The 21,961-nt window shown below is 42.3% G+C and carries 19 protein-coding genes and 1 riboswitch; of the genes, 12 read left to right on the top strand and 7 right to left on the bottom strand.

All coding sequences use genetic code 11. From position 1 onward, the window contains the following. Positions 1-142: 142 nt before the first annotated feature. Complete coding sequence (gene alr / locus DWW85_RS01530; protein ID WP_181986475.1) at positions 143-1,240, bottom strand: alanine racemase; 1,098 nt, start codon at positions 1,238-1,240, stop codon at positions 143-145. A gap of 283 nt (positions 1,241-1,523) precedes the next feature. On the opposite strand from alr, the gene hydE reads away from it, so the two are divergent. Further along, positions 1,524-2,576 (top strand): [FeFe] hydrogenase H-cluster radical SAM maturase HydE, encoded by a 1,053-nt coding sequence (gene hydE, locus DWW85_RS01535; protein ID WP_117807276.1) that lies wholly within the window; start codon positions 1,524-1,526, stop codon positions 2,574-2,576. A gap of 374 nt (positions 2,577-2,950) precedes the next feature. On the opposite strand, the gene thiC is transcribed toward hydE, so the two are convergent. The 3 genes from thiC to DWW85_RS01550 form a co-directional block, all read right to left on the bottom strand. After that, a complete protein-coding gene (thiC, locus tag DWW85_RS01540) occupies positions 2,951-4,261 on the bottom strand; it encodes a phosphomethylpyrimidine synthase ThiC (RefSeq protein ID WP_117807277.1) in 1,311 nt (436 codons plus the stop codon). Positions 4,262-4,349: 88 nt separating this feature from the next. After that, a riboswitch (TPP riboswitch) is annotated at positions 4,350-4,459 on the bottom strand. A 92-nt stretch (positions 4,460-4,551) separates the two neighbouring features. Then, positions 4,552-5,895 carry a threonine/serine exporter family protein gene (locus DWW85_RS01545; protein ID WP_117807278.1) on the bottom strand — a complete coding sequence of 448 codons (1,344 nt, stop codon included), beginning with the start codon at positions 5,893-5,895 and terminating at the stop codon, positions 4,552-4,554. Then, positions 5,879-6,646 (bottom strand): DUF4866 domain-containing protein, encoded by a 768-nt coding sequence (locus DWW85_RS01550; protein ID WP_117807279.1) that lies wholly within the window; start codon positions 6,644-6,646, stop codon positions 5,879-5,881. The genes DWW85_RS01545 and DWW85_RS01550 overlap by 17 nt, the downstream gene beginning before the upstream one ends. Positions 6,647-6,771: 125 nt before the next feature. Between DWW85_RS01550 and DWW85_RS01555 the strand changes: the two genes are divergently transcribed. From DWW85_RS01555 to DWW85_RS01565, 3 genes are all read left to right on the top strand, one after another. Next, on the top strand, positions 6,772-7,695 hold the full coding sequence (locus tag DWW85_RS01555; RefSeq protein ID WP_117807280.1) for a LysR family transcriptional regulator: 924 nt from the start codon (positions 6,772-6,774) through the stop codon (positions 7,693-7,695). Positions 7,696-7,911: 216 nt separating this feature from the next. Then, positions 7,912-8,835, top strand: coding sequence for a ketopantoate reductase family protein (locus DWW85_RS01560; RefSeq protein WP_117807281.1), 924 nt, complete (start codon positions 7,912-7,914; stop codon positions 8,833-8,835). 177 nt (positions 8,836-9,012) lie between these two features. Then, a complete protein-coding gene (locus tag DWW85_RS01565; RefSeq protein ID WP_117807282.1) occupies positions 9,013-9,447 on the top strand; it encodes an Hsp20/alpha crystallin family protein in 435 nt (144 codons plus the stop codon). Positions 9,448-9,660: 213 nt separating this feature from the next. Here the strand turns inward: DWW85_RS01565 and DWW85_RS01570 are convergent, their stop codons facing one another. Together DWW85_RS01570 and DWW85_RS01575 are read right to left on the bottom strand one after the other, a co-directional pair. After that, entirely contained in the window at positions 9,661-10,299 is a 639-nt protein-coding gene (locus DWW85_RS01570) for a lactate utilization protein (RefSeq protein WP_117807283.1), read from the bottom strand. Positions 10,300-10,314: 15 nt separating this feature from the next. After that, the gene (locus DWW85_RS01575) at positions 10,315-10,803 is read right to left on the bottom strand and encodes a hypothetical protein (RefSeq protein WP_181986476.1); all 489 of its coding nucleotides are present in this window, start codon (positions 10,801-10,803) and stop codon (positions 10,315-10,317) included. Between the two features lie 58 nt (positions 10,804-10,861). Between DWW85_RS01575 and DWW85_RS01580 the strand changes: the two genes are divergently transcribed. The 5 genes from DWW85_RS01580 (at position 10,862) to DWW85_RS01600 (ending at position 15,406) form a co-directional block, all read left to right on the top strand. Further along, the gene (locus DWW85_RS01580; protein ID WP_117807285.1) at positions 10,862-12,001 is read left to right on the top strand and encodes a serine/threonine-protein kinase; all 1,140 of its coding nucleotides are present in this window, start codon (positions 10,862-10,864) and stop codon (positions 11,999-12,001) included. A 157-nt stretch (positions 12,002-12,158) separates the two neighbouring features. Continuing rightward, complete coding sequence (locus DWW85_RS01585; RefSeq protein ID WP_008401935.1) at positions 12,159-12,539, top strand: hypothetical protein; 381 nt, start codon at positions 12,159-12,161, stop codon at positions 12,537-12,539. Between the two features lie 227 nt (positions 12,540-12,766). Beyond that, complete coding sequence (locus DWW85_RS01590; protein WP_117807286.1) at positions 12,767-13,492, top strand: ATP-binding cassette domain-containing protein; 726 nt, start codon at positions 12,767-12,769, stop codon at positions 13,490-13,492. A gap of 18 nt (positions 13,493-13,510) precedes the next feature. Continuing rightward, positions 13,511-14,428 (top strand): SufD family Fe-S cluster assembly protein, encoded by a 918-nt coding sequence (locus tag DWW85_RS01595; RefSeq protein ID WP_117807287.1) that lies wholly within the window; start codon positions 13,511-13,513, stop codon positions 14,426-14,428. Positions 14,429-14,533: 105 nt separating this feature from the next. Next, a complete protein-coding gene (locus DWW85_RS01600; RefSeq protein WP_021944088.1) occupies positions 14,534-15,406 on the top strand; it encodes a phosphoribosylaminoimidazolesuccinocarboxamide synthase in 873 nt (290 codons plus the stop codon). Between the two features lie 362 nt (positions 15,407-15,768). Here DWW85_RS01600 and DWW85_RS01605 read toward each other — a convergent pair whose 3' ends face one another. Next, on the bottom strand, positions 15,769-17,466 hold the full coding sequence (locus tag DWW85_RS01605; protein WP_181986477.1) for a polysaccharide deacetylase family protein: 1,698 nt from the start codon (positions 17,464-17,466) through the stop codon (positions 15,769-15,771). Positions 17,467-17,883: 417 nt separating this feature from the next. Here DWW85_RS01605 and DWW85_RS01610 point away from each other — a divergent pair, with 417 nt between their 5' ends. The 3 genes from DWW85_RS01610 to DWW85_RS01620 all read left to right on the top strand — a co-directional run bounded on the left by DWW85_RS01610 (position 17,884) and on the right by DWW85_RS01620 (position 21,922). Then, positions 17,884-19,266, top strand: coding sequence for an MATE family efflux transporter (locus tag DWW85_RS01610; protein WP_173783328.1), 1,383 nt, complete (start codon positions 17,884-17,886; stop codon positions 19,264-19,266). Between the two features lie 190 nt (positions 19,267-19,456). Next, positions 19,457-20,854 (top strand): sodium-dependent transporter, encoded by a 1,398-nt coding sequence (locus tag DWW85_RS01615; RefSeq protein WP_117807290.1) that lies wholly within the window; start codon positions 19,457-19,459, stop codon positions 20,852-20,854. Between the two features lie 285 nt (positions 20,855-21,139). After that, the gene (locus tag DWW85_RS01620) at positions 21,140-21,922 is read left to right on the top strand and encodes a ZIP family metal transporter (protein ID WP_117807291.1); all 783 of its coding nucleotides are present in this window, start codon (positions 21,140-21,142) and stop codon (positions 21,920-21,922) included. Positions 21,923-21,961: the final 39 nt, after the last annotated feature.

Below are 21,961 nucleotides of genomic sequence, written 5' to 3' on the forward strand. Positions count from 1 at the left end.
ACGAAAAAAAGCAAACGATAGTACAAAGTGTACCGGCAGTATCCCGGACAACATGAGGCAGGATACATATACACAACAGTAGTTCAGACAACATGAGGCAGGATACATATACACAACAGTAGTTCAGACAACACGAGACAGGTTACATATATACCCGCGGAACAGCGCTGTTGACGAAAATCGGGTTGATCGGAAATGTAACCATATCGCCTACCGAGATATTACATCCGGTTGTATCCACGATCACGGAGTTCATACTGATCTGACCTAACACCGGAAGCCGGCAGTCTTTAAAGCTGGCAGCCGGTGATTTTTTATGGAAAGTGCCTTTTAATTTATAATAAATACGGATCGGAGAGAAGAAATTTGTCCGGAAATCGGTGTGGCGTTCTATCCCAAGTCCATGATAATATCCGACGGAGATAACGGCTGTTTTTGTATTGTGTGACAGTTTAAAGCTGTGACCATAGCCGATGTTGTGACCGACCGGCAGCTCATAGATATCGTCCACACAGGCAGACAGATTGCAGACCTCATGAAAACCATAATCATTTGGAACCGCAAGTCTGCCAAGAAAGGCAGAGCCGATGCGGATGGCATCTAAATTCATGGATGGATATTTTATCATCGAGGTTGAAGATGAGATATGACGGATGCCTACCGGAATACCGTCTTTCTGGAGTGTGTCACAGAGGTGAGTGAAATCCTGAAACTGTTTCTTCACATAGTATTCATTTCTGCATGCAGCTGCATGGAAATGAGAGAAGATACCGGTGATCCGCACATGCCTTAGTGACTGTACGGTATCGGCAATCTGTTTTTCTTCGGAACATAAGAAACCGTATCTGCCAAATCCGGTGTCAATGCAGAGATGTGCATGGACTGTCGGATGGTTCATGTAGGCGGCTGTTTCATCGATCACATGTGCACAGTCGGTACTGGTGATGCTGAGTGTGATATCATGATCGATTGCCGTCGTGATATCTTCTGAGTTATATAAAGGCGTCATCAGCAGGATATTTCCCGTGATGCCGTTTCTGCGTAAGGTGACAGCATCTGACAGTTCGGTTACACCATAGTTATCAATACCCTTTGATTGTAAGAATGATGCAAATTTTGTAAGCCCAAGCCCATAAGCGTTCCCCTTTAATACTGCTATGACCTTTGCGCCATTTGCCAGACGTTTGATGATCCGTATATTGTTATCCAGTGCATTTGTTTTGATTGTAAGAGTTGTCATGTCCTCAAGTTCCTCCGGTTTCATGTAAGTATTTATCTCATTGTTTATCTACAGACATATGGTCTGTTGTCGAAACTCGCTGCCCGGGCATGAGCGGTTGTTCATTTATTTGATGAATCTAGCATATATTCGAAATGCATCATTTTTGTATAAAAACCGACACAGAAATGCAATATCTTTGAACTTTTTTTGCATCGTTTGTATGCAATCCGGAAAAGTGGATGTTGTATAAGAGTAAAATGTGATAAACTATTTGTAAATAAAAACAGGATGGAAACCGTTTATGCATACACTGATAACAGAGATTCGCGATAAACAGAATATTACAAAGGAACAGCTTCAGCTTCTGCTGGAAACAGACAATCGGGAAATGATCGAAGAATTGATGGCATGTGCCAGAACGGAAGCACAGAAGGTATACGGAAATAAAGTCTATATGCGTGGACTGATCGAGTTCACAAATTATTGTAAAAATAACTGCATTTATTGTGGGATAAGAAGAGATAACTGTCATGTTGATCGATACCGGCTGACCAAAGATCAGATCCTTGACTGTTGTCAGAGTGGATACCGGCTCGGGTTCCGGACATTTGTGTTACAGGGAGGCGAAGATCCGTTTTATACAGATGACCTAATCTGTGAGATCGTATCAGAGATTAAACATCAGCATCCGGACTGTGCGATCACATTGTCGATCGGAGAGAAAAGCAGAGAAGCCTATGAGCGGTATTTTGCTGCCGGGGCGGAACGTTATCTGCTTCGTCACGAGACTGCGGATAAGGCACATTATGAGAAGCTTCATCCGAAAGAAATGTCATTTGACAACCGGATCCGGTGCCTGCATGACCTGAAAGAGATCGGTTATCAGACTGGGTGTGGCTTTATGGTCGGTTCACCATATCAGACGGTCGATACGTTATATGAGGATCTCTGTCTGATCAAAGAACTGGAACCGGAAATGTGCGGAATCGGACCTTTTATTCCGCAGGCAGACACACCATTTGGAAAAGATGCTGCCGGAACACTTGAGATGACCTTACGGCTGCTGTCAATTATCCGTCTGATCCATCCTACTGTGCTGCTTCCTGCGACAACAGCACTTGGCACGATCCATCCGCTTGGCAGGGAGAAGGGGATTCTTGCCGGGGCAAATGTTGTGATGCCGAATCTGTCACCGGTCGGTGTCAGGAAAAAATATCTGTTATATGACAATAAGATCTGCACCGGGGAAGAAGCCTCGGAGTGTTGTGGTTGTATGATGCGGAGAATGCAGGGAATCGGGTACGAGGTTGTGGTTGACCGCGGCGACCATCCATTGTATGACAAGAAAAGATGAATGCATATATTGGAGAAATGCAAACATGGGAGAGGCTTTTTAGCTGAAGGTGAAAATATCTTTGTTATTGCAGATTTTATGAAAGAAAGATGTTGGAAAACATTCTGATTATATTAAGAACTGCATGTTTTACATTCTGCAATACGACAGCAAATAAAATGGGCGTTTTTCTGTCACTGACGAACTATATATTGACATTAGCAAAGATTTCGTCACGCGATGCACATTGCCAGTAAATACGGGTGCCTGTCTGAGCCGAAGGCGAGTTGGCACAGGAGTATTTACGAATCAGGCATGTGCATCAAATAGAAATCATAGCGAGTCAATTATAGATAGTCAGTGGCAGAGAACCGCTCATTTTATATGCATTCGTACTACAGAATGTCGATGTACTCATCGGCGAGAGCCTTGTTCATGCTGCGGACAGCACAGAACTTGCCGCACATACTACAGGTGTCGGAGTGGTCATCCTCTGGCATACGACTGTCGCGGATCGCTTTGGCTGTAGCAGGATCAAGTGCGCAGGCATATTGTGCATCCCAGTCCAGGACACGTCTGGCATCCGCCATCTTATCATCGATCTCTCTGGCACCCGGAATACCCTTTGCAATGTCGGCTGCATGAGCAGCGATCTTCGATGCGATAATACCCTGTTTTACATCATCTACATTTGGAAGTGCAAGATGCTCGGCTGGTGTAACGTAGCATAAGAAAGCAGCTCCGTTCATGGCAGCAACAGCACCACCGATCGCGCTGGTGATATGATCGTAACCGGGAGCGATATCTGTAACCAGAGGTCCGAGAACATAGAATGGTGCGCCCATACATAAGGTCTTCTGGACTTCCATATTTGCTGCGATCTGGTTAAGCGGTACATGACCGGGACCTTCCACCATAACCTGTACATTGTGTGCCCAGGCACGCTTTGTCAGCTCGCCCAGACGTACCAGTTCTTCAATCTGGCATACGTCAGTCGCATCTGCCAGACAGCCCGGACGACATGCATCTCCGAGGGAGATCGTAACATCATATTCTTCACAGATATCTAAGATCTCATCGAAATATTCATAGAACGGGTTTTCCTGACCGGTCATACTCATCCATGCAAATACAAGGCTTCCGCCCCGGCTTACGATGTTCATTTTACGTTTATGTTTTTTGATCTGATCAATCGTTTTTCTTGTGATTCCACAGTGCAAGGTTACAAAGTCAACACCATCTTCTGCATGAAGACGGACAACATCGATGAAATCCTTTGCTGTCAGCTCTGCAAGATCACGCTGATAGTGGATGACACTGTCATAGATCGGAACCGTACCGATCATGGCAGGACATTCGCTTGTCAGCTTCTGACGGAATGGCTGTGTATTTCCATGACTGGACAGATCCATGATCGCCTCAGCGCCCATATTAACTGCACTCATTACTTTTTCCATCTCAATGTTATAGTCCTTGCAGTCTCTGGATACTCCAAGGTTTACGTTAATTTTGGTACGCAGCATACTGCCGACACCTTCAGGATTCAGACAGGTGTGTTTCTTATTAGCACAGATGGCAACCTGTCCCTTTGCAACTAAATCCCTGAGCGCCTCGACAGCCATATGTTCTTTTTCCGCTACGATCTTCATCTGCGGAGTGATGATCCCTTTTCTGGCTGCGTCCATTTGTGTTGTGTAATTTTCCATATTATCCTCCTACTACAACCAATGTTATTTTACGTGGTAGAAAGTGGTGCTCCCGATCTGCCACAGAGCAATAAAAAAGATGCCGCAGGGCACCTCTAATACACATCCCTACGTTAGCATTACCTAAATCAGGTTCACAGGTCGAGAACTTCATTCTCCTCTCAGCCGGCTAATTTGTCAGCTCCCTGAATATATAAATATCTGGAAATATTATATGCCAGAATACGACATAATTCAATGATAATTTTTCAACATAAAAGATAAATAAGGACTTGCGCCCGATACATGAATCAGGAGCAGTACCGGAAAGTACGATCTGTCAGGATCCTTGCAAATATCAGACCGAGGGGCAGGGTAACAATGATCATGATCGCAGATGAAAACCATAAAACAGCCTCTGTTAGGGACATGATACCAAGATTATAGAAAGCACGATAAAGGTAAAGTCCCGGAACCATGATAACGATGGACGGAACGGTCAGAGAGATTCTTGGATATCCGTTATTCCTTTTTATAATGGAGGCAAGAATACCTGCGGTTAATGCGCCTGCGAATGCGGCAGCAGCCGGAGGCGTGCTTGTGTAATCGACAAGCTCCAGCCGGAGAGTATTTGCAACTGCTCCGATACAGGCAGCAGTTGCAGCCATCGGAATCGAGCTGTTAAACATAATGGAGAAACCGAAGACTCCGCAGAAGCTTGTAATGATCCGCAGGATAAGCTTTGTACCTACAGCCAGATTCAAAGCGGAGAAATCCTGAGGATGAAAATGTAACAGCAATGCCATGATCCAGGCGAACATAGTGGCTACTAAAACTATGATGACAGAGTAGCTCAGACGTTCAAGCCCGGACCGAAGATCCAGTTTAGCCAGGTCAATGCCGCTTGTTATGAATGGAAATCCGGGAATGATAAACAGCATTGAGCAGATATAGCCAGCTTCATGGAGTGCAGATACGTGGAAGAAGATTTCTGCAAGGTGAAAGCAGATGGCATATGTCATGCATGCGGCTGATATGGATACTGCTATGTTAAAGAAAAGGGTAAAATGGTGCTTGATCATTTTGGTACGGATGACATTTCCAACACCGGCTGCAATAAAAGCAAGGATCATTTCAACAGGACCGCCGCCTAATAGGAAGGTAAATGCACAGCAGGCGAGGGCTGAAGCCAGACCCAGTTTTGCAGGTGAATAAAGTGTATGGATCTTCTCAATCTGATCAAGACGCCGGTGAATCTCTTCGCCCGTCAGATGGGCTTCTTCTTTTGGGAAATTGTCAACGAATTGTTCCATCCGATAGAGCTTCGAGGTGTTTACACCGGTATTCGCAATGCTCAGAGACTGTGAAACGCAGTCGGTTCCATCAAAACAGTTGAATTCAATGGACATCAATCCGACATCAACGGTGCAGGTTACGCCCAGTTCTTTGGACAGACGGTTCATGGAAGTACGAACACGCCAGGCACCTGTTCCACAGGAGAGCATAATTAACCCGACCCTTCCAATAACAGAGGCTTTTTCTATCAGCCCCGCCTTGGCGATCAGGACATTGCTATCGTTTTTTACATAATCATGCCATGGAATTTCCATATGGTTTTTTTCCATGATATCTGTATAATTACTGTTCTTTGGCATAGATGATCTCCTCCGCTTTTTCAATATGATGTTCCAGATTCGTCAGGAATAATGAATTTGGAAGGAATATGCCGATTTCATCATATCGGGAATTATTTTTCACCAGAGAATCCTGCCCGTAGAAAATGTAGGACATAGGAAGCTCCTTTTCCAGTGCGATCATAAGATTCCATACAGCAGAATATGCTTCTGCCTCTGTCTCCTTTTGCTTTACAGTATCGGGAAGCTCGCGGATCAACAGTACACCGTCACTTTTTTCCAGAATCTTCTGTTCCGGTTTCATGTCATTTGCGGCATAATCGTGACTGTATCTGTATGCGCGGGCGAGATAGATATTTTTGTTGTTTCCAAGTGTCTGATAGATCTTATGAAAATGACGATATTCTTTTTCCCAGATTGAAGTTTCGTATTCAGGAAGCAACTGACCATTATCATCTGTCATAATGACAGGATTTGTTTTGCCATCTGCGTTGAATCGATATGGGATCAGAAAGGAATTACGCAGAAGATCAAACAGGGTATTGTTGCAGATCGCCATAAGAAATGCAGACAGATCCCGGTTATGATAGGAATTGAATAGTGCTTGTGCAAATTCTTCTGCCGGAAGTGGTGCATCGTAAGCATCCTCGTTATAACACAGGTAATTTGCAAATGTTTCCTGTAATTTCTCACATGCCCATGGATCATTCAGGATTTTTTCAAATAAGAAATCTGCTCTTTTTTCTCGTGGGAAAATTGTAGTTTCGTTCATGCTTAACCGACTTCCTTTCTTTTTCTGTTCTGCATAATTATACTATTGGCAGGATGATAAGTAAAAGATATAATTGATATGATAGACATAATCATTTGATATGATAAAAGAAACGGAGAAGACAGATGAATATTAACTTTGAATATTATAAAATATTCTATTATGTGGCCAAATATCATAATTTTACAAAGGCTGCGAAGGTTCTGGAAAACAGCCAGCCAAATGTTACAAGAGCGATGAACTGTCTGGAACAGCAGATGCACAGTACCTTATTTGTAAGAACCAACCGGGGCGTTCAGCTTACACCTGAGGGAGAAAAACTATATATGTATGTGTCGGCAGCTATGCATCAGTTATTAACGGCAGAGGAAGAACTGGCGGACTATTCGGGCATGGTACATGGAAGTATATCGATCGGAGCCAGCGAGACAGCGTTAAATATATATTTGTTTGATAAATTAAGGTCATTTCATACTGCATATCCGGGAATTCGACTGAGAATCTATAATCATTCCACGCCGGAGGCAGTAGATGCAGTAAAGAGCGGTAAGATTGATTTTGCTGTTGTGTCGACACCGGTGGAAGCAGACTCGCCCCTTGAAACCAGAATGTTGAGATCGTTTCGGGAGATCCTGATCGGTGGACAATCCTTTAAAGAGCTGCAGGGAAAGACGTTGTCTTTAAAAGAATTAAAGAATTATCCGTTGATCAGTCTTGGAAGAGAAACGATGACATTTCGGTTTTATGAGCGGCTGTTTTTATCGTACGGGATAGAATTTGCACCGGATACGGAGGCTGCGACAACAGATCAGATCCTGCCGCTTGTCCGTTGTGAGCTGGGACTGGCATTTATACCGGAATCCATGGCAGGTGAGGCGCTCGAACGCGGAGAGGTAATACAGGCAGTCCTAAAGGAGAAAATTCCTGACCGGCATATCTGCATGATATATGACAGCCAGCATCCGCTGAATACAGCCGCAAGATCATTTCGCAGATTATTGGAAGAAGACTGCGAAAAGGTAAACACCCTCAATCGGGGCATCGATTGAGAACAGAAAACGTCTGGTATGCAGTTATCAAGTTCAACATTCATACATTAAATATCCCCCAGGCATATTTGCAGAAAATGTATGACTGTTTTGTGAGGAGGACAGTTTGACTGTAGTCATTTTATAAGAACATATAAAAGATGGCGTGGAATCACACCAAAACAGGATAGAATGTTAAACAAAGAATCAATATAGTGGAAAAGAGGAATAAGAAATATGAAGATCAAAAGAATTGTATTGATTGGACTTGGCGCGATGGGTGTATTTTTTGCGCCAAGATTATATGAAGCATTTGGAGATGATTTTTATATTATTGCAGGTGGTGAACGTAAAAAACGTCTGGAAAGTAAAGGAGTTACGATCAATGGCGTCAACTACAGATTCCCGATCGTGACACCCGAAGAACAGGGTGAGCCGGCGGATCTGATACTGATCGGTGTAAAGGGCTATGGATTTGCACAGGCAATAGAAGATATCCGCCATCAGGTAGGCGAACATACATTGATCCTGTCTTTGTTAAATGGTGTAGACAGTGAGGAACAGTTGATTCAGGCATTTGGCGAAGAACATGTATTGTATGCATATATGAGAATGTCCATTGTTATGAAAGACGGAAAAGCAGACTTTGATCCGTACTGGGGCAAGATCCACTTCGGAGAGAATAAAAATGATGTTCTGTCAGATCGTGTACTTGCTGTAAAAGAAGTATTTGATCATGCCGATATTCCATATGAGATCGATCCGGATATGTTAAAGGGACTCTGGTTTAAATACATGTGCAATATTGGGGAAAATATGACTTGTGCGTTGCTCGGTATCCCATTTGGATTTTTTCGTATCAGCGACAGTGCGAATTGGATCCGTGACAATGCCATGCGGGAAGTGGCTGCGATCGCGCAGAGGAAGGGAATCGATATAGGTGAAAAAGAAATAGCGGAGCAGGATGTTACAGTAAAGACAATTCCACCCGAGAACAAACCATCAACCCTGCAGGATCTGGAAGCGGAGAAGCTGACCGAGGTAGAGATGTTTGCAGGTAATGTCATAAAGATGGGAAAAGAGCTTGGCGTGCCCACTCCGATTAATGAGATGTTCTATCATGGTATCCGGGTACTGGAGGAGAAGTTTACAAAAAGATAATATTTGAATTAGCACTCAGCTGTTTACAGTGCTAACAAAACGTGCTATAAATAATGGTATGAAGTAACTGCATATAATAGAGAAAGTTGTGTGAGTCTAATAAAATGCAGGAAAATGACAGTAATATATGACTGATGAAAGAGAATCAGAAATATAGATAGAAATGGGGTAATTAGGATGGATAGACCAAGTATTTTTTCAGATAATTTTGAGATGATGAATGGCTTCTTTGATGATCCCTTCTGGGGCAGCCATTCCGGACTTCGTACCATGACTACAATGGCAACTGATATATTCGAAACAAAGGACGGATATGAGATAGAGATGGATCTGCCGGGATTTCCAAAGGAAAGCATCAAGGCAGAATTAAAAGGTGGTTACCTGACAATTCTTGCCAGCTATACTGGACAGGATCGTGAAGACAGGGAAGGAAGCTATATCAAAAAGGAACGGTATTCCGGTCATTATAAGAGAAGCTTCTATGTCGGCGACAAAGTCAGTGAACAAGATATTAAAGCAAGATTTGCAAATGGTGTTCTGTATGTCTATGTACCAAAATTCGACGACCAACCGGAAGTAGAAGAAAAGAAGATTATCTCGATAGAAGGATAACGGACAAATTTCAGGGGCTGTTTATTATAATGTAGCAAGCCTGTCCGAGCGCCGGTACTTAGGTTGCGTATTTTGCAACCTTATGTACCGTTGCGTCGATAACTGAGAACTTAGCGAGGTATTGTCGAGGTTAGTTCGAAGTTATACAGAGTAGGATAGAACGAAAGTGTCTTGCGCAATAATAATAAACAGCCCCTGAAATTTGTCTGTTTTCTAAAATCCCAGATCTTCATTTACAAGGATGACCTTGATACGTCCTTTGTGCTTGGAATAGCGGGTGGTTAAGAACTGGCAGCAGACTGTTTCCGGTGACAGACAGTTTGCGCATTCGCCGGTTGTACTGCAAGGGGTTGAAAGTCCGAAGCGCTGTGCATTGATCGGAGCTGCTTCATTTCTTGCACGGCTTAAAGCATCTTCTTCTGTCCGTACTACCTTGTTCATTCCTGTGATCACGATAACATGGGAAGGACCATAGACGATGGCAGCCACACGATTTCCATTGCCATCGATATTTACCATAATGCCGTCTTCGGTGATCGCATTACAGCTTGTTAAGAAGTAGTCAGCGAAGAAACATTCTTTGGAGATCCGGTCTTTTTCCTCCGGTGTTTTTGCTGCATCACGGTTCAGCTCTTTGTAGTTTCCCTCGATAAGAGCATCTAAAAGTCCGGTTGCTTTTACGGTCATGGAACCGCCCCAGCCGACAGAGCTTCCTTCCGGGATCAGACTCAGTGCAAGCTCCTTAGCTTCTTCCTTTGTCTGGACATAGAAGCCTTCCATATTTCTGGCAGCCAGCTTGTTTATCATGGCTTTCGCCAGTTTGTCGTTTCTCATGTTTCTAAAAGTATCCATTTGATATACCTCCGTTTATTCAGGGAAATCCAGATTATTTTCTGCAAAGAAATTCATCACTTCAAATGCAGAAGTACAGTTCTGATTGATACATACGATCAGGGCAGCATCCTGTGGAAATTTGGGATACAACACGGCATTTCCGGAGATTGTAAGTGCACGTTGGATCTCTTTCAAATTCATTCCGGCGCATAATGCCAGAAGAACCAGCTTGTATTTTCCGGGATGTGGTTTCCTGCCGTTTAAGATCTGATAAGCATAGCCGCGGTCCAGATTGCTTCGTTTTATGACATCGGCGGTCAGAAGCTCCGGGTGATCTTTAAAGTAAAGATTAAAATAATCCTGCAGATTGTCACAGGACATATCATCTGCATGAGATGTTATATATGATTTAAAATGTATATTTGAATCATCGGTTGATAATTCATTCAGCAGATCTGTTGTTCTGGTCGTTTTCATGATTAATCCTGCATTCTTTCCCTTGATAATTTTTATCAGTACCATATAATATTTATTATACTTGTCGATAAAGCAATTTCAAGATAAACAATAGGAAAATGATATGAATTTAGAAATACAAAGTCGTCTGTCCTTTTATCGCAGACTGGAAGAAGTAGAGCATAAAAAGGGAATTTCTCTGGTGCGGCATATAGAGACCGGACAGATTTATGTAGAAAAAGTGCTGACGCAATATGATAAATCTATATATGATTGGCTGCAACAATCAAAACTCCCTTACGTTCCGCAGATTTATGAATGTATGGAAGAGGATGGTACGTTATATCTGATCGAAGAATACATACAGGGGATCACGCTGGAAACATATATTGAACAGTTTGGATGTCTGGATTTGGATGCTGCCGGAAGAGTGATCGAATATCTTTGCCGGACATTGGAAAAACTGCACAGACATATACCGCCGATCGTACACCGGGATATCAAGCCGACAAATATAATGCTTCAGGGGGATTTCAAAAAGGGACATGGTATTGTATCTGTATATCTGATCGATTTCAATACTGCAAGAGTTTTTGACGCAGAAAGGAATCGGGATACCGAGTTGATCGGTACAAGAGGATTTGCAGCTCCGGAGCAATACGGTTTTTCGCAGTCAGATGCGCGGACAGATATCTACGGACTTGGCGTGTTATTAAATTATATGTTGTGTGGAAAATTGATCCGGGATGGAATTTACGCAGATCATCAGGAAGTGTCACAGATCATCCGGAAAGCAACCCAGATCGATCCGGAGAAACGATATCAGACAGCAGAGGAAATGCTCGATGCGATGCAACAGAGCATGATTTTAGATGAAGCTACAGATAAAGTATCCTTGAATGATAAATCCCGCCCGGCATGGACTCGTTTCCTGCCACCGGGATTTCGGGAAGGAAAAATCCTGAATATGGTTGTTGCAGCCATTTATTATATATTTTGGATGTATTTCTGTCTGACAGTAGAAGTAAAAGATCATGGAGAACCGCTCTCCGGAACTTGGTTATATGTAAATCGCTTTGTGTATTTTATGATGTTTATTATTACTCCGTTTTTTTGGAATAATTATCTGGACGTTTGGAATTATTTCCCGCTTGTGCGCTCACCGAAGAAGATATGGAAGCTGGTTGGATTGTTTTTATATACGCTGGCATGGTTTTTTTTAGTGATGTTTGTATTCGTTATAGTAGAGGATATATTCCGATAGTGTGCTGTCAGCACACCAGCTCTTTCTGAAAATTTTATAAGATAGAATATGCAGTGGTTGTAATTATATCAAAATACCCTGAATGATGACTGATACAGGGGGATTTTAATATAATAGCAAGAACACTTATAACAGCAGAAAGAGGAGAGAATTTATTATGGAAAAGACAAAGCAACCTTTATCAACATTCAGACTCGTAGCAGGGATCATAACGATCGTGTTATCAGTCTTAGTAACATTTCAGTCCTGTGCGGCAGGATTATCAAATGCACTGGAAGAAAACGGGGAATCCGGAGGCTCTGCAGGTGTATTACTTGCAGTTTGTTTCCTTGTTGCAGGAATTGTTGGAATTGTAACCAGAAAGTCAACCGGAGCAGGCGGTGCATTCACAAGTGCAGGCTTCTACATAGTCGGTGGTCTGATCGGCCTTATATGTGCAGGTTCCTATGCTGATTTAGTAATCTGGGGCGTTATCTCCGTAGCATTCGGCGTTATATTCATAATCGCAGGCGTATTAACAAAGAAGAGAAATTCTTAATTTATATAAAACGTCTATAAAAAATAAGTCCATCCGGTTGTGTGTGGGGGAATATAGTCATCCCCCCCACACAACCGGATGGACTTATTTTTGATTATAGGAAGAAAAACCACGCATACTTCCACCGGAAACCGGAAAAAATACTAAAAGAATATTGGAATATAGGGGATTTTAGGATATACTATAAAACAGTGTGTTTAAAAAATACAAACAGCGATGGAGGAACTATGTTAGAGTTAAAAAACATCTCATATATTGTAAATGAGGATGGAAAAGAGAAAGCAATATTAAAAGACATTAACCTTACAGTAGACGAACATTTCGTAGCAATTACCGGACCTAACGGTGGCGGTAAATCAACACTTGCGAAGATCATAGCCGGAATTATCAAGCCAACAACCGGACAGATTCTTTTAGATGGAGAAGATATTTCAGAGCTGAATATAACAGAACGTGCAAAGAAAGGAATCAGCTATGCATTTCAGCAGCCGGTTCATTTTAAAGGGCTTACTGTAAAAGATCTGGTATCTATAGCATCCGGCAAAACACTGAATGTTTCACAGATCTGCGAGATCCTTTCCGAAGTTGGTTTATGTGCAAGAGATTATGTGAACCGTGAAGTAAATGCAAGTCTTTCCGGTGGTGAGTTAAAACGTATTGAGATCGCCATGATCATTGCAAGAGGTACGAAGCTGTCATTATTTGATGAGCCGGAGGCAGGCATCGACCTGTGGAGCTTCAACAGTCTGATCAAGGTATTTGAAAAGATGCGTGAAGAGATCAACGGAACGATTCTGATCATTTCCCATCAGGAGCGGATCCTTAATATAGCAGATAAGATCGTTGTGATCGCAAATGGTCATGTTGATGCAATCGGAAGCAGAGATGTGATCATGCCAAGACTGACTGGTGAATCAGCCACTTGCAAGGTGCTGGAAGAAAAACAGAAATAAGTTGTGAGGTAACAGAACATGGATTTAATTCAGAAGAGTTTATTGCAGCAGGTAGCAGGACTTCATGATGTACCGGAGGGCGCATATAACATTCGTGTCAACGGACAGCTTGACAGCAGAAATACAACTGCAAATATAGATATTGTAACAAAAGAGGATAAGCCGGGAATCGATATCATCATTAAACCGGGAACAAAAAATGAGAGTGTGCATATTCCGGTTCTTTTGAGTAAGAGCGGTCTGCAGGATATGGTATACAATGATTTCTATATCGGAGAGGACTGCGATGTTACGATCGTAGCCGGATGTGGTATCCATAACTGTGGTGTGGACACCTCCAAGCATGACGGCATCCATACTTTTTATATTGGTAAAAATGCAAAAGTAAAATACATCGAACGACACTATGGTGAGGGAGATGGAAATGGCGAGAATATCATGAATCCGGAAACCATCGTGCACTTGGAAGAAGGGGCCTCGATGGAGATGGAGACGACTCAGATCAAGGGAATTGATTCGACTGTCAGAAAGACCGGCGGTGATCTGAAGGATAACGCATCATTAGAGATCAGGGAGAAGATCATGACACATGGCAAACAGTATGCAAAGACTGATTTTGTTGTGGATTTGAATGGAAAAGGCTGCAGTGCAAATGTAGTATCCAGATCCGTTGCAAGAGATCAGTCCAGACAGGAATTTTTCTCCACGATCAATGGCAATAATGAATGTAAGGGTCACAGTGAATGTGATGCGATCATTATGGATAGCGCAAGCGTATCAGCAAGTCCGAAGCTGACGGCAAATAACATTGATGCAAACCTGATCCATGAAGCAGCGATCGGAAAGATTGCAGGCGAGCAGCTGGTCAAGCTGATGACGCTTGGGCTGACAGAGGCAGAAGCGGAAGAGCAGATCATCAATGGATTTTTAAAATAAAAGCGTTTACAATAAATCATATAACCTATTTGACATTAAAGGTAGATAGTGATAGTTTGTAAGAGTAAAAAATACAAATCATAAAATCATAGCGAGGTATCAAAAATGCAGGAAATGAAACCGATTAAAGAGGGTAAAGTACGTGAGATTTATGATAATGGTGACAGCCTTATCATGGTAGCAACAGACCGTATCAGTTGTTTTGATGTCATTTTAAAGAACATCGTTACAAAGAAGGGTACAGTCCTGACACAGATGTCCAAATTCTGGTTTGATATGACAGAAGATATTCTTCCAAACCATATGATCTCGGTTGACGTAAAGGATATGCCTGAATTTTTCCAGCAGGAGAAATTTGACGGAAACAGTATGATGTGCAAGAAACTGGAAATGCTCCCTGTTGAGTGTATCGTTCGTGGTTATATCACAGGAAGTGGCTGGGCAAGCTACAAAGAAAACGGTACAGTATGTGGTATCAAGCTTCCGGAAGGATTAAAAGAATCCGATAAGCTTCCGGAACCAATCTACACACCTTCCACAAAGGCAGAGATCGGAGATCATGATGAGAATATCTCATACGAGCAGAGTGTTGAATATCTGGAAAAGAGATTTCCTGGCAAGGGCGAAGAATATGGCGCAAAGCTTCGTGACTATACGATCGCTTTATATAAGAAGTGTGCAGAATATGCATTATCAAGAGGTATCATCATAGCAGATACCAAGTTCGAGTTTGGTCTGGATGAGAATGGCAATATCGTTCTCGGTGATGAGATGCTCACACCGGACAGCTCCCGTTTCTGGCCTGCGGAAGGATATGAACCGGGTCATGGTCAGCCATCCTTTGATAAGCAGTTTGCCCGTGACTGGTTAAAGGCAAATCCGGATAACAACTGGGAGCTTCCTGACGAGATTGTTCAGAAAACAATTGACAAATATCTTCAGGCATATGAGCTTCTCACAGGCAAGCCTTTAAAGTAATAAGTAATAGAAAAATAATAGAATAGTACTTAATTTTATTAGGCGGTATAGGTACGCAGGATTGTATTTATACCGCCTGAATTAATTTTCTGAATATTCAACAAAATGTCTGTAAAATCTGACAATTATGGGTTGACGCTTGAAAAATGGCATGCTATAGTCAGCTCATAAGAAATACAACAGATAAAAAATTACCAGGGGTTTTATGGTGATTATAATAAAAAGATGGAATCTTATTACAATGGGGTAGTAAGATTCCATCTTATTTTTTGCGTTGTCAGGGAGATTCTCATTATAAGAAATCCCATTCTGTAAAGCGGAAATATGTGTGGGAGCCTGTTTCAGGACAAGATTCCTGTGTATTATCTGAATGAATTATAGGACTGCCCGGCTTCCATTGTTACACCACGAAGCTCAGCCATTTCGCTGACAGTTACAAGCTGATAACCATTTTCAATCAGCTTCGGAATGAATGTCTGTGAGGCAATAGCGGTTGACTGGTGAAGGTCATGTATCAGAATGATCGCTCCGTCATAAGCACCATCCACAACTCGTGTGATCGTAGTAGGAGTGCTTCTGGTTTCCCAGTCTCTGGTATCCACAGACCACATGATCATTGGAAGACCTACATTCTCACGTACAGTATCATTGACGCAGCCACCAGGCGGACGCATCAGAGTAGGAGCAACTCCGATCTCACGGATGATCGCATCTGATCCCTTTTTGATCTCTTCTTTGACTCCGTCTGCGGATAATCTGTTTAACCATGCGTGATCATAGGTATGTGTACCGATCTCGCAGCCGAGTGCATATTCCCGTTTCAGGTAAGAACTGTATGTGGAGCAGCGGTTTCCAACAACAAAGAAGGTTGCAACTGCATTATATTTTTCCAGTGTGTCCAATACCAGTGGTGTGTATGGAGAAGGACCATCATCGAAGGTCAAGGCAACCATTTTCTTATTTCCATCTACCGTTCTGTAGATAACACCCTTGTCATTTGCGACATACAGGCAGTTGCCGATCTTAACTCTGCCGGTCAGTAATGTACCATCTGATTTAAAATAATATCTGTCTTTTCCAATCGTCTGCATCCCATATGCCATGGTTCCGTTTTCTTTGTAATAATAGGTTTTGCCGTTTATCTTCTGAAAACCGGTTGCCATGGTTCCGTTTGCCTTAAAATAATAATTGCTGCTGCCAACTTTCTGGACACCGACAGCCATAGTTCCATTATCATGGAAGTAATAAGTTTGGCCATTCAGTTTTTTAAATCCTTTTGCCATGACACCCCGTTTGGTAAAATAATAGGTATGACCGTTTAATTTCTGGAAGCCGGTTAACATACAACCATTTTCTTTGAAGTAGAATGTTTTATTGTTTAAGGTCTGAAAACCGGTCTGCATGATACCATTCTGGTTGAAATAATACATGTTCCCTTTTATTCTGAGAAATCCGGTTGCCATAGCCCCGCCTTTTTTACGGAAATAATAGGTATGCCCGTTTAATTTCTGGAAGCCTTTTTTCATGGCACCTTTGTCTGAGAACAGATAGGTATGTTTTCCAATCGTATGCTTTCCGGTGTAGGCAGCACCGCTGGAACCGAAGTACATTTTATTTCCTTTTTTTGTTGTAAACCAGGAATTGGTAAGTAATACACCTGTCTTTGGATTTAGGTAATATTTTTTTCCGGTATAAGGACTTTTGTACATGCCTTTTCGCATACGTCCGATTTTGGAAAAAATATAAGTCTTACCTTTGATCGCCTGTTTGCCCTTCACGGCTGTACCATTTTTCCGGAGATAATAGGTATTTCCCCTTTTGGTCGTATACCAGCCTTTTTTCTGCATGACACCCTTACTGTTAAAAATGTAGGTGTGCCCGTTGATCGTTACCCGGCCTTTCGCCTGCTTCCCATTTTTATAGTAATAATGGGTTCCGTTCTTTTCTTTGACAAAACCGGATGATTGTTTTTTCCCGGCTGCCTGACTGGTAAATCCGGCACTCAGGAGTGTCGGGATCAGGATCAGAGCGGCAAAAATCAGTAAAATTTTTCTTTTCATAGATATGTTCTCCTTCCTGTTGCTGTAATCGTATTTTTCTATGAATACAACCCATACTAGCATAAAAAAATCAGCCAGGCTACCCAAAATTATCTTAACAATCGGTAATAAGTGCATAACATTTTTTTGTAATAATTTTCAAATAAAACAGTAACAGGATATCTACAGAAAAGTATATTTTTCAGAATCTGGCGTAGAAATTTGTAACAAGGCAGTACTTAAATAATAAAAAAGACGGATGAAAGAGAAAAGAGCACGATGGAAAAGGATATGGCTTGCAAGTAAATTCTGGGATGAGTATAATGCAGTATTGGTGTGTTGCGTCCGGAACATGACAGACAGAAATGAAAGGACGGAAATACACATGCAAATGAAATTACAGTGCAGATAGAAAATGAAAGCAGGAAGCGTATGGTTATGCATAGAAGGAAACGGAATACAAGTACATATTTATTTTCAAATAAAGATCTGGTCGCTCTGTATGTGCCATTGATCATTGAACAGATGCTTGCGATGTTGGTCGGACTTGCAGATTCGATCATGGTATCTTCTGTAGGAGAAGCAGCAGTATCCGGTGTATCACTGGTGGACAGCTGTTTCCAGCTGATCATCAATCTGTTTGCGGCACTTGCGACCGGGGGTGCGGTTACTGTCGGACAATATCTCGGACAGAAGAATAAAGAAAAGGCGGGAGAGGCAGCTACCCAGCTTGTGTGGTTTTCGATGATCCTGTCGCTCGGAGTCATGGCGCTAATGTATGCGGGCAAGGGACTGATCCTAAATCATGTGTTTGGTCAGATCGAAGCAGACGTATATGGTCATGCAGATACTTATATGATGATCGTAAATGCATCGATTCCGTTTCTGGCACTTTATAATGCCGGTGCGGCTATTTTCCGTTCCATCGGTAATTCCAATATATCCATGCGGGTATCTCTGATCATGAACGGGATCAATGTAGTGGGAAATGCCATTTTGATCTATGTATGCAAATGCGGAACGGAAGGCGTTGCGATTCCTACTCTGGTTTCCAGACTGGCAGCAGCGGTTATCATGATCATATTGCTGATCCCGAAGAAAAGTGCACAGGCGAAGCAGGACAGTACACGTATTTATATAAAGAAAAGTCTGCATTATCGGGCGAACTGGCATATGTTGAAAAGCATTCTGTTGGTAGGTATTCCAAACGGACTGGAAAACAGTATGTTCCAGCTTGGTAAGATCCTTGTGCTCAGCCTGGTCTCAACATTTGGCACATATGCGATCGCTGCAAATGCAGTCGGTAATGTGATTGCCGGATTCCAGTTGATGGCTGGTATGGCGGCTTCCCTTGCCATGGTCACAGTAGTATCAAGATGCGTGGGAGCAGGAGATTACGAGCAGGCAAAATATTATACGATCAAAGTTCTGGTCATGGCATATATGTGTATCATAGTTACGGTATTGTTTACATTTGCGGTTCTTCCTCTGGTCATGAAAGCGTATGGACTATCTTACGAAGCGCAGTCTGCTGCCGAGAAGATCCTGATGCTTCATGGTATCGCGGCATCTACGATCTGGCCGGTAGCATTTACGCTTCCATGTACATTCCGTGCAGCCGGTGATGTTAAGTATAGCATGATCGTATCCATCTGTACGATGTGGATCTGCCGTATCGTGTTCAGTTATGTGCTCGGCAAATATATGGGTATGGGTGTATTTGGTGTCTGGGTCGCTATGATCATGGATCAGTTCGTACGTGGCGTGCTGTTCATCCGGCGGTACCTAAGCGGCAGATGGATCGGCAAAAAGGTAATCTGACCGTATGCGGTACAATATGAGTAAGTTCGTAAAAAAAGTAGAATTTTTCAGATGACAGAAGATTGTTTGGTATGCTATATTAAAAAGGTGTTTGTTCTATGAGAGAATTTGGAGAAGCTTCCATAGAATCTAAGAGGATAACAAATAAATTAGAAAGAGTCTGTGATATACAGACAGGGGTAAACAAAATATGGAAAAGAAACGTAATACTTTTTCAGGCTCGCTTGGATTTGTCCTTGCGGCCGCGGGAAGCGCAGTAGGACTTGGAAATATCTGGCGTTTTCCATATCTTGCAGCAAAGGATGGCGGTGGACTGTTCCTGGTCATATACCTGATCCTTGCACTGACATTTGGATATACACTTTTGGTGACAGAAGTATCAATCGGTCGGAAGACCAAGCAGAGTCCGCTTACCGCTTATAAGAAGCTGAATAAGAAATGGGGATTCCTTGGAATCATTGCAAGTCTGGTTCCGGTTATTATTTTCCCATATTACATAACGATCGGTGGCTGGGTTGTCAAATACTTCCTTGCATTTTTAACCGGTAAGGGTACAGAGGCAGCGCAGGACGGTTATTTTACAGGGTTTATTACATCAGATATCGAACCGGTCATTTTGATGTTGATATTTCTTGCTGTTACGGCATTTATCGTATTTCGTGGTGTTAATAAAGGAATTGAATCTTTTTCCAAGATCATCATGCCGTTGCTGATCCTTCTGGTTATAGGAATCGCGATCTTCTCCATAACGATCAAAAAGACCGGAGATGATGGAATTGTCAGAACCGGTGTAGAAGGTTTGAAATTATATCTGATTCCGAATCTGGACGGACTTACTGTGAAAAGCTTCTTTACGGTATTATTGGATGCAATGGGACAGTTATTCTTCAGTCTGTCTGTTGCCATGGGTATTATGATCGCTTACGGTTCTTATGTAAAAGATGATGCAGCTCTGAATAAATCAGTTGGACAGATTGAGATTTTTGATACGGTTGTAGCATTTCTTGCAGGCGTTATGATCATTCCTGCTGTATATGTATTCTCAGGAACAGAGGGAATGGCACAGGGTCCAAGTTTGATGTTCGTATCACTTCCGAAAGTATTTGCCCAGATGGGTAAGGTGGGAAATGTGATCGGTTGTCTGTTCTTCGCAATGGTATTATTTGCGGCATTTACCAGTGCAGTGTCTGTCATGGAAGCAATCGTGGCAAGTATCATGGATGAATTCCATACAAGCAGAGCAAAGGCCGGTATTATTGAGTTGATTATCGCGATCATTGTTGGAACGATCGTATGTCTTGGATATAACAAGCTGTACTTTGAAGTAAAGCTTCCAAACGGATCGATCGCACAGATCCTTGATATCATGGATTACATTAGTAATAACATTATGATGCCGATCGTAGCAATCGGAACCTGTATCCTGATCGGATGGATTTCCAAACCGCAGACGGTTATCGAAGAAGTGCAGAAGAACGGAGAAAAATTCAGCAGAAAAGGTATGTATGTGGTTATGGTGAAATTCATAACACCGATCCTGTTGTTTATCCTGTTCTTAAAGTCGATAGGCTTATTGACATTTATTTAAAGCTGTAAAATATAAATAATTTGTCAGCAATATTAAGTTTTCAAATGAATATTATCTAATATAGACCGATCGTCGGAAGCCGGATATTAAATCTTGCATCGACGGTCGGTTTTGTAATATGAAATATATTGAAGAATCTGTGGCAGACAGACCTCAAATGATAGAAAAATACAGATAAGAAAAAAACAGGTCATGGCATAATTAACAGTATTCCGCTATAATAAGGAAACAGAGGAGAGATGATTCATATAATAAATGGAAATAATTTATGGAGCGTGAATATATATGATATTAAGTTTAATTGTTGGTCTGGGACTGCCGCTTCTTGGAACGACGGCAGGAGCAGCCTGTGTATTTTTTATGAAGAAACAGATGAATTTGTTATTGCAGAAAGCATTGTCCGGATTTGCGGCGGGTGTTATGGTGGCTGCATCTATCTGGAGCCTGCTGATTCCGGCGATGGAGCAGTCGGAAGCAATGGGGAAGCTTGCATTTCTTCCAGCAACTATCGGTTTCTGGCTGGGAATTATATTTTTATTACTGATCGATACTCTGATGCCACATTTACATATTGACAGTAAGGAGGCAGAGGGGGTCAAGAGCAATTTCAAACGTACGACTATGATGGTATTTGCGATCATCATACATAATATTCCGGAAGGAATGGCAGTCGGTGTTGTCTATGCCGGATGGATCAGTGGCAGCACGAACATTACGTTGACGGCGGCACTTGCATTATCCATCGGTATTGCGATCCAGAATCTTCCGGAGGGAGCGATCGTGTCAATGCCGCTTTGTTCGGAAGGCTGCAGTAAACCGAAAGCATTTGGCTATGGATTCTTTTCCGGTATCGTAGAGCCAATCGCAGCGCTGCTTACGATCGCACTTTCTTCGATCATGGTACCGGTTCTTCCGTATTTTCTGGGATTTGCGGCAGGAGCTATGCTATATGTTGTAGTTGAGGAATTGATACCGGAGATGGCAGAGGGTGAGCATACGAATCTTGGTACGATCATGTTTGCAGTAGGATTTTCATTGATGATGGTGCTTGATGTAGCACTTGGATAATAGAACAGTCAGAACGTGAAAATGCAGGTTATGGTTATT

It is taken from the genome of Clostridium sp. AF17-21AC (assembly GCF_003461365.1).
Lineage (GTDB): Bacteria > Bacillota > Clostridia > Lachnospirales > Lachnospiraceae > Coprococcus > Coprococcus ammoniilyticus.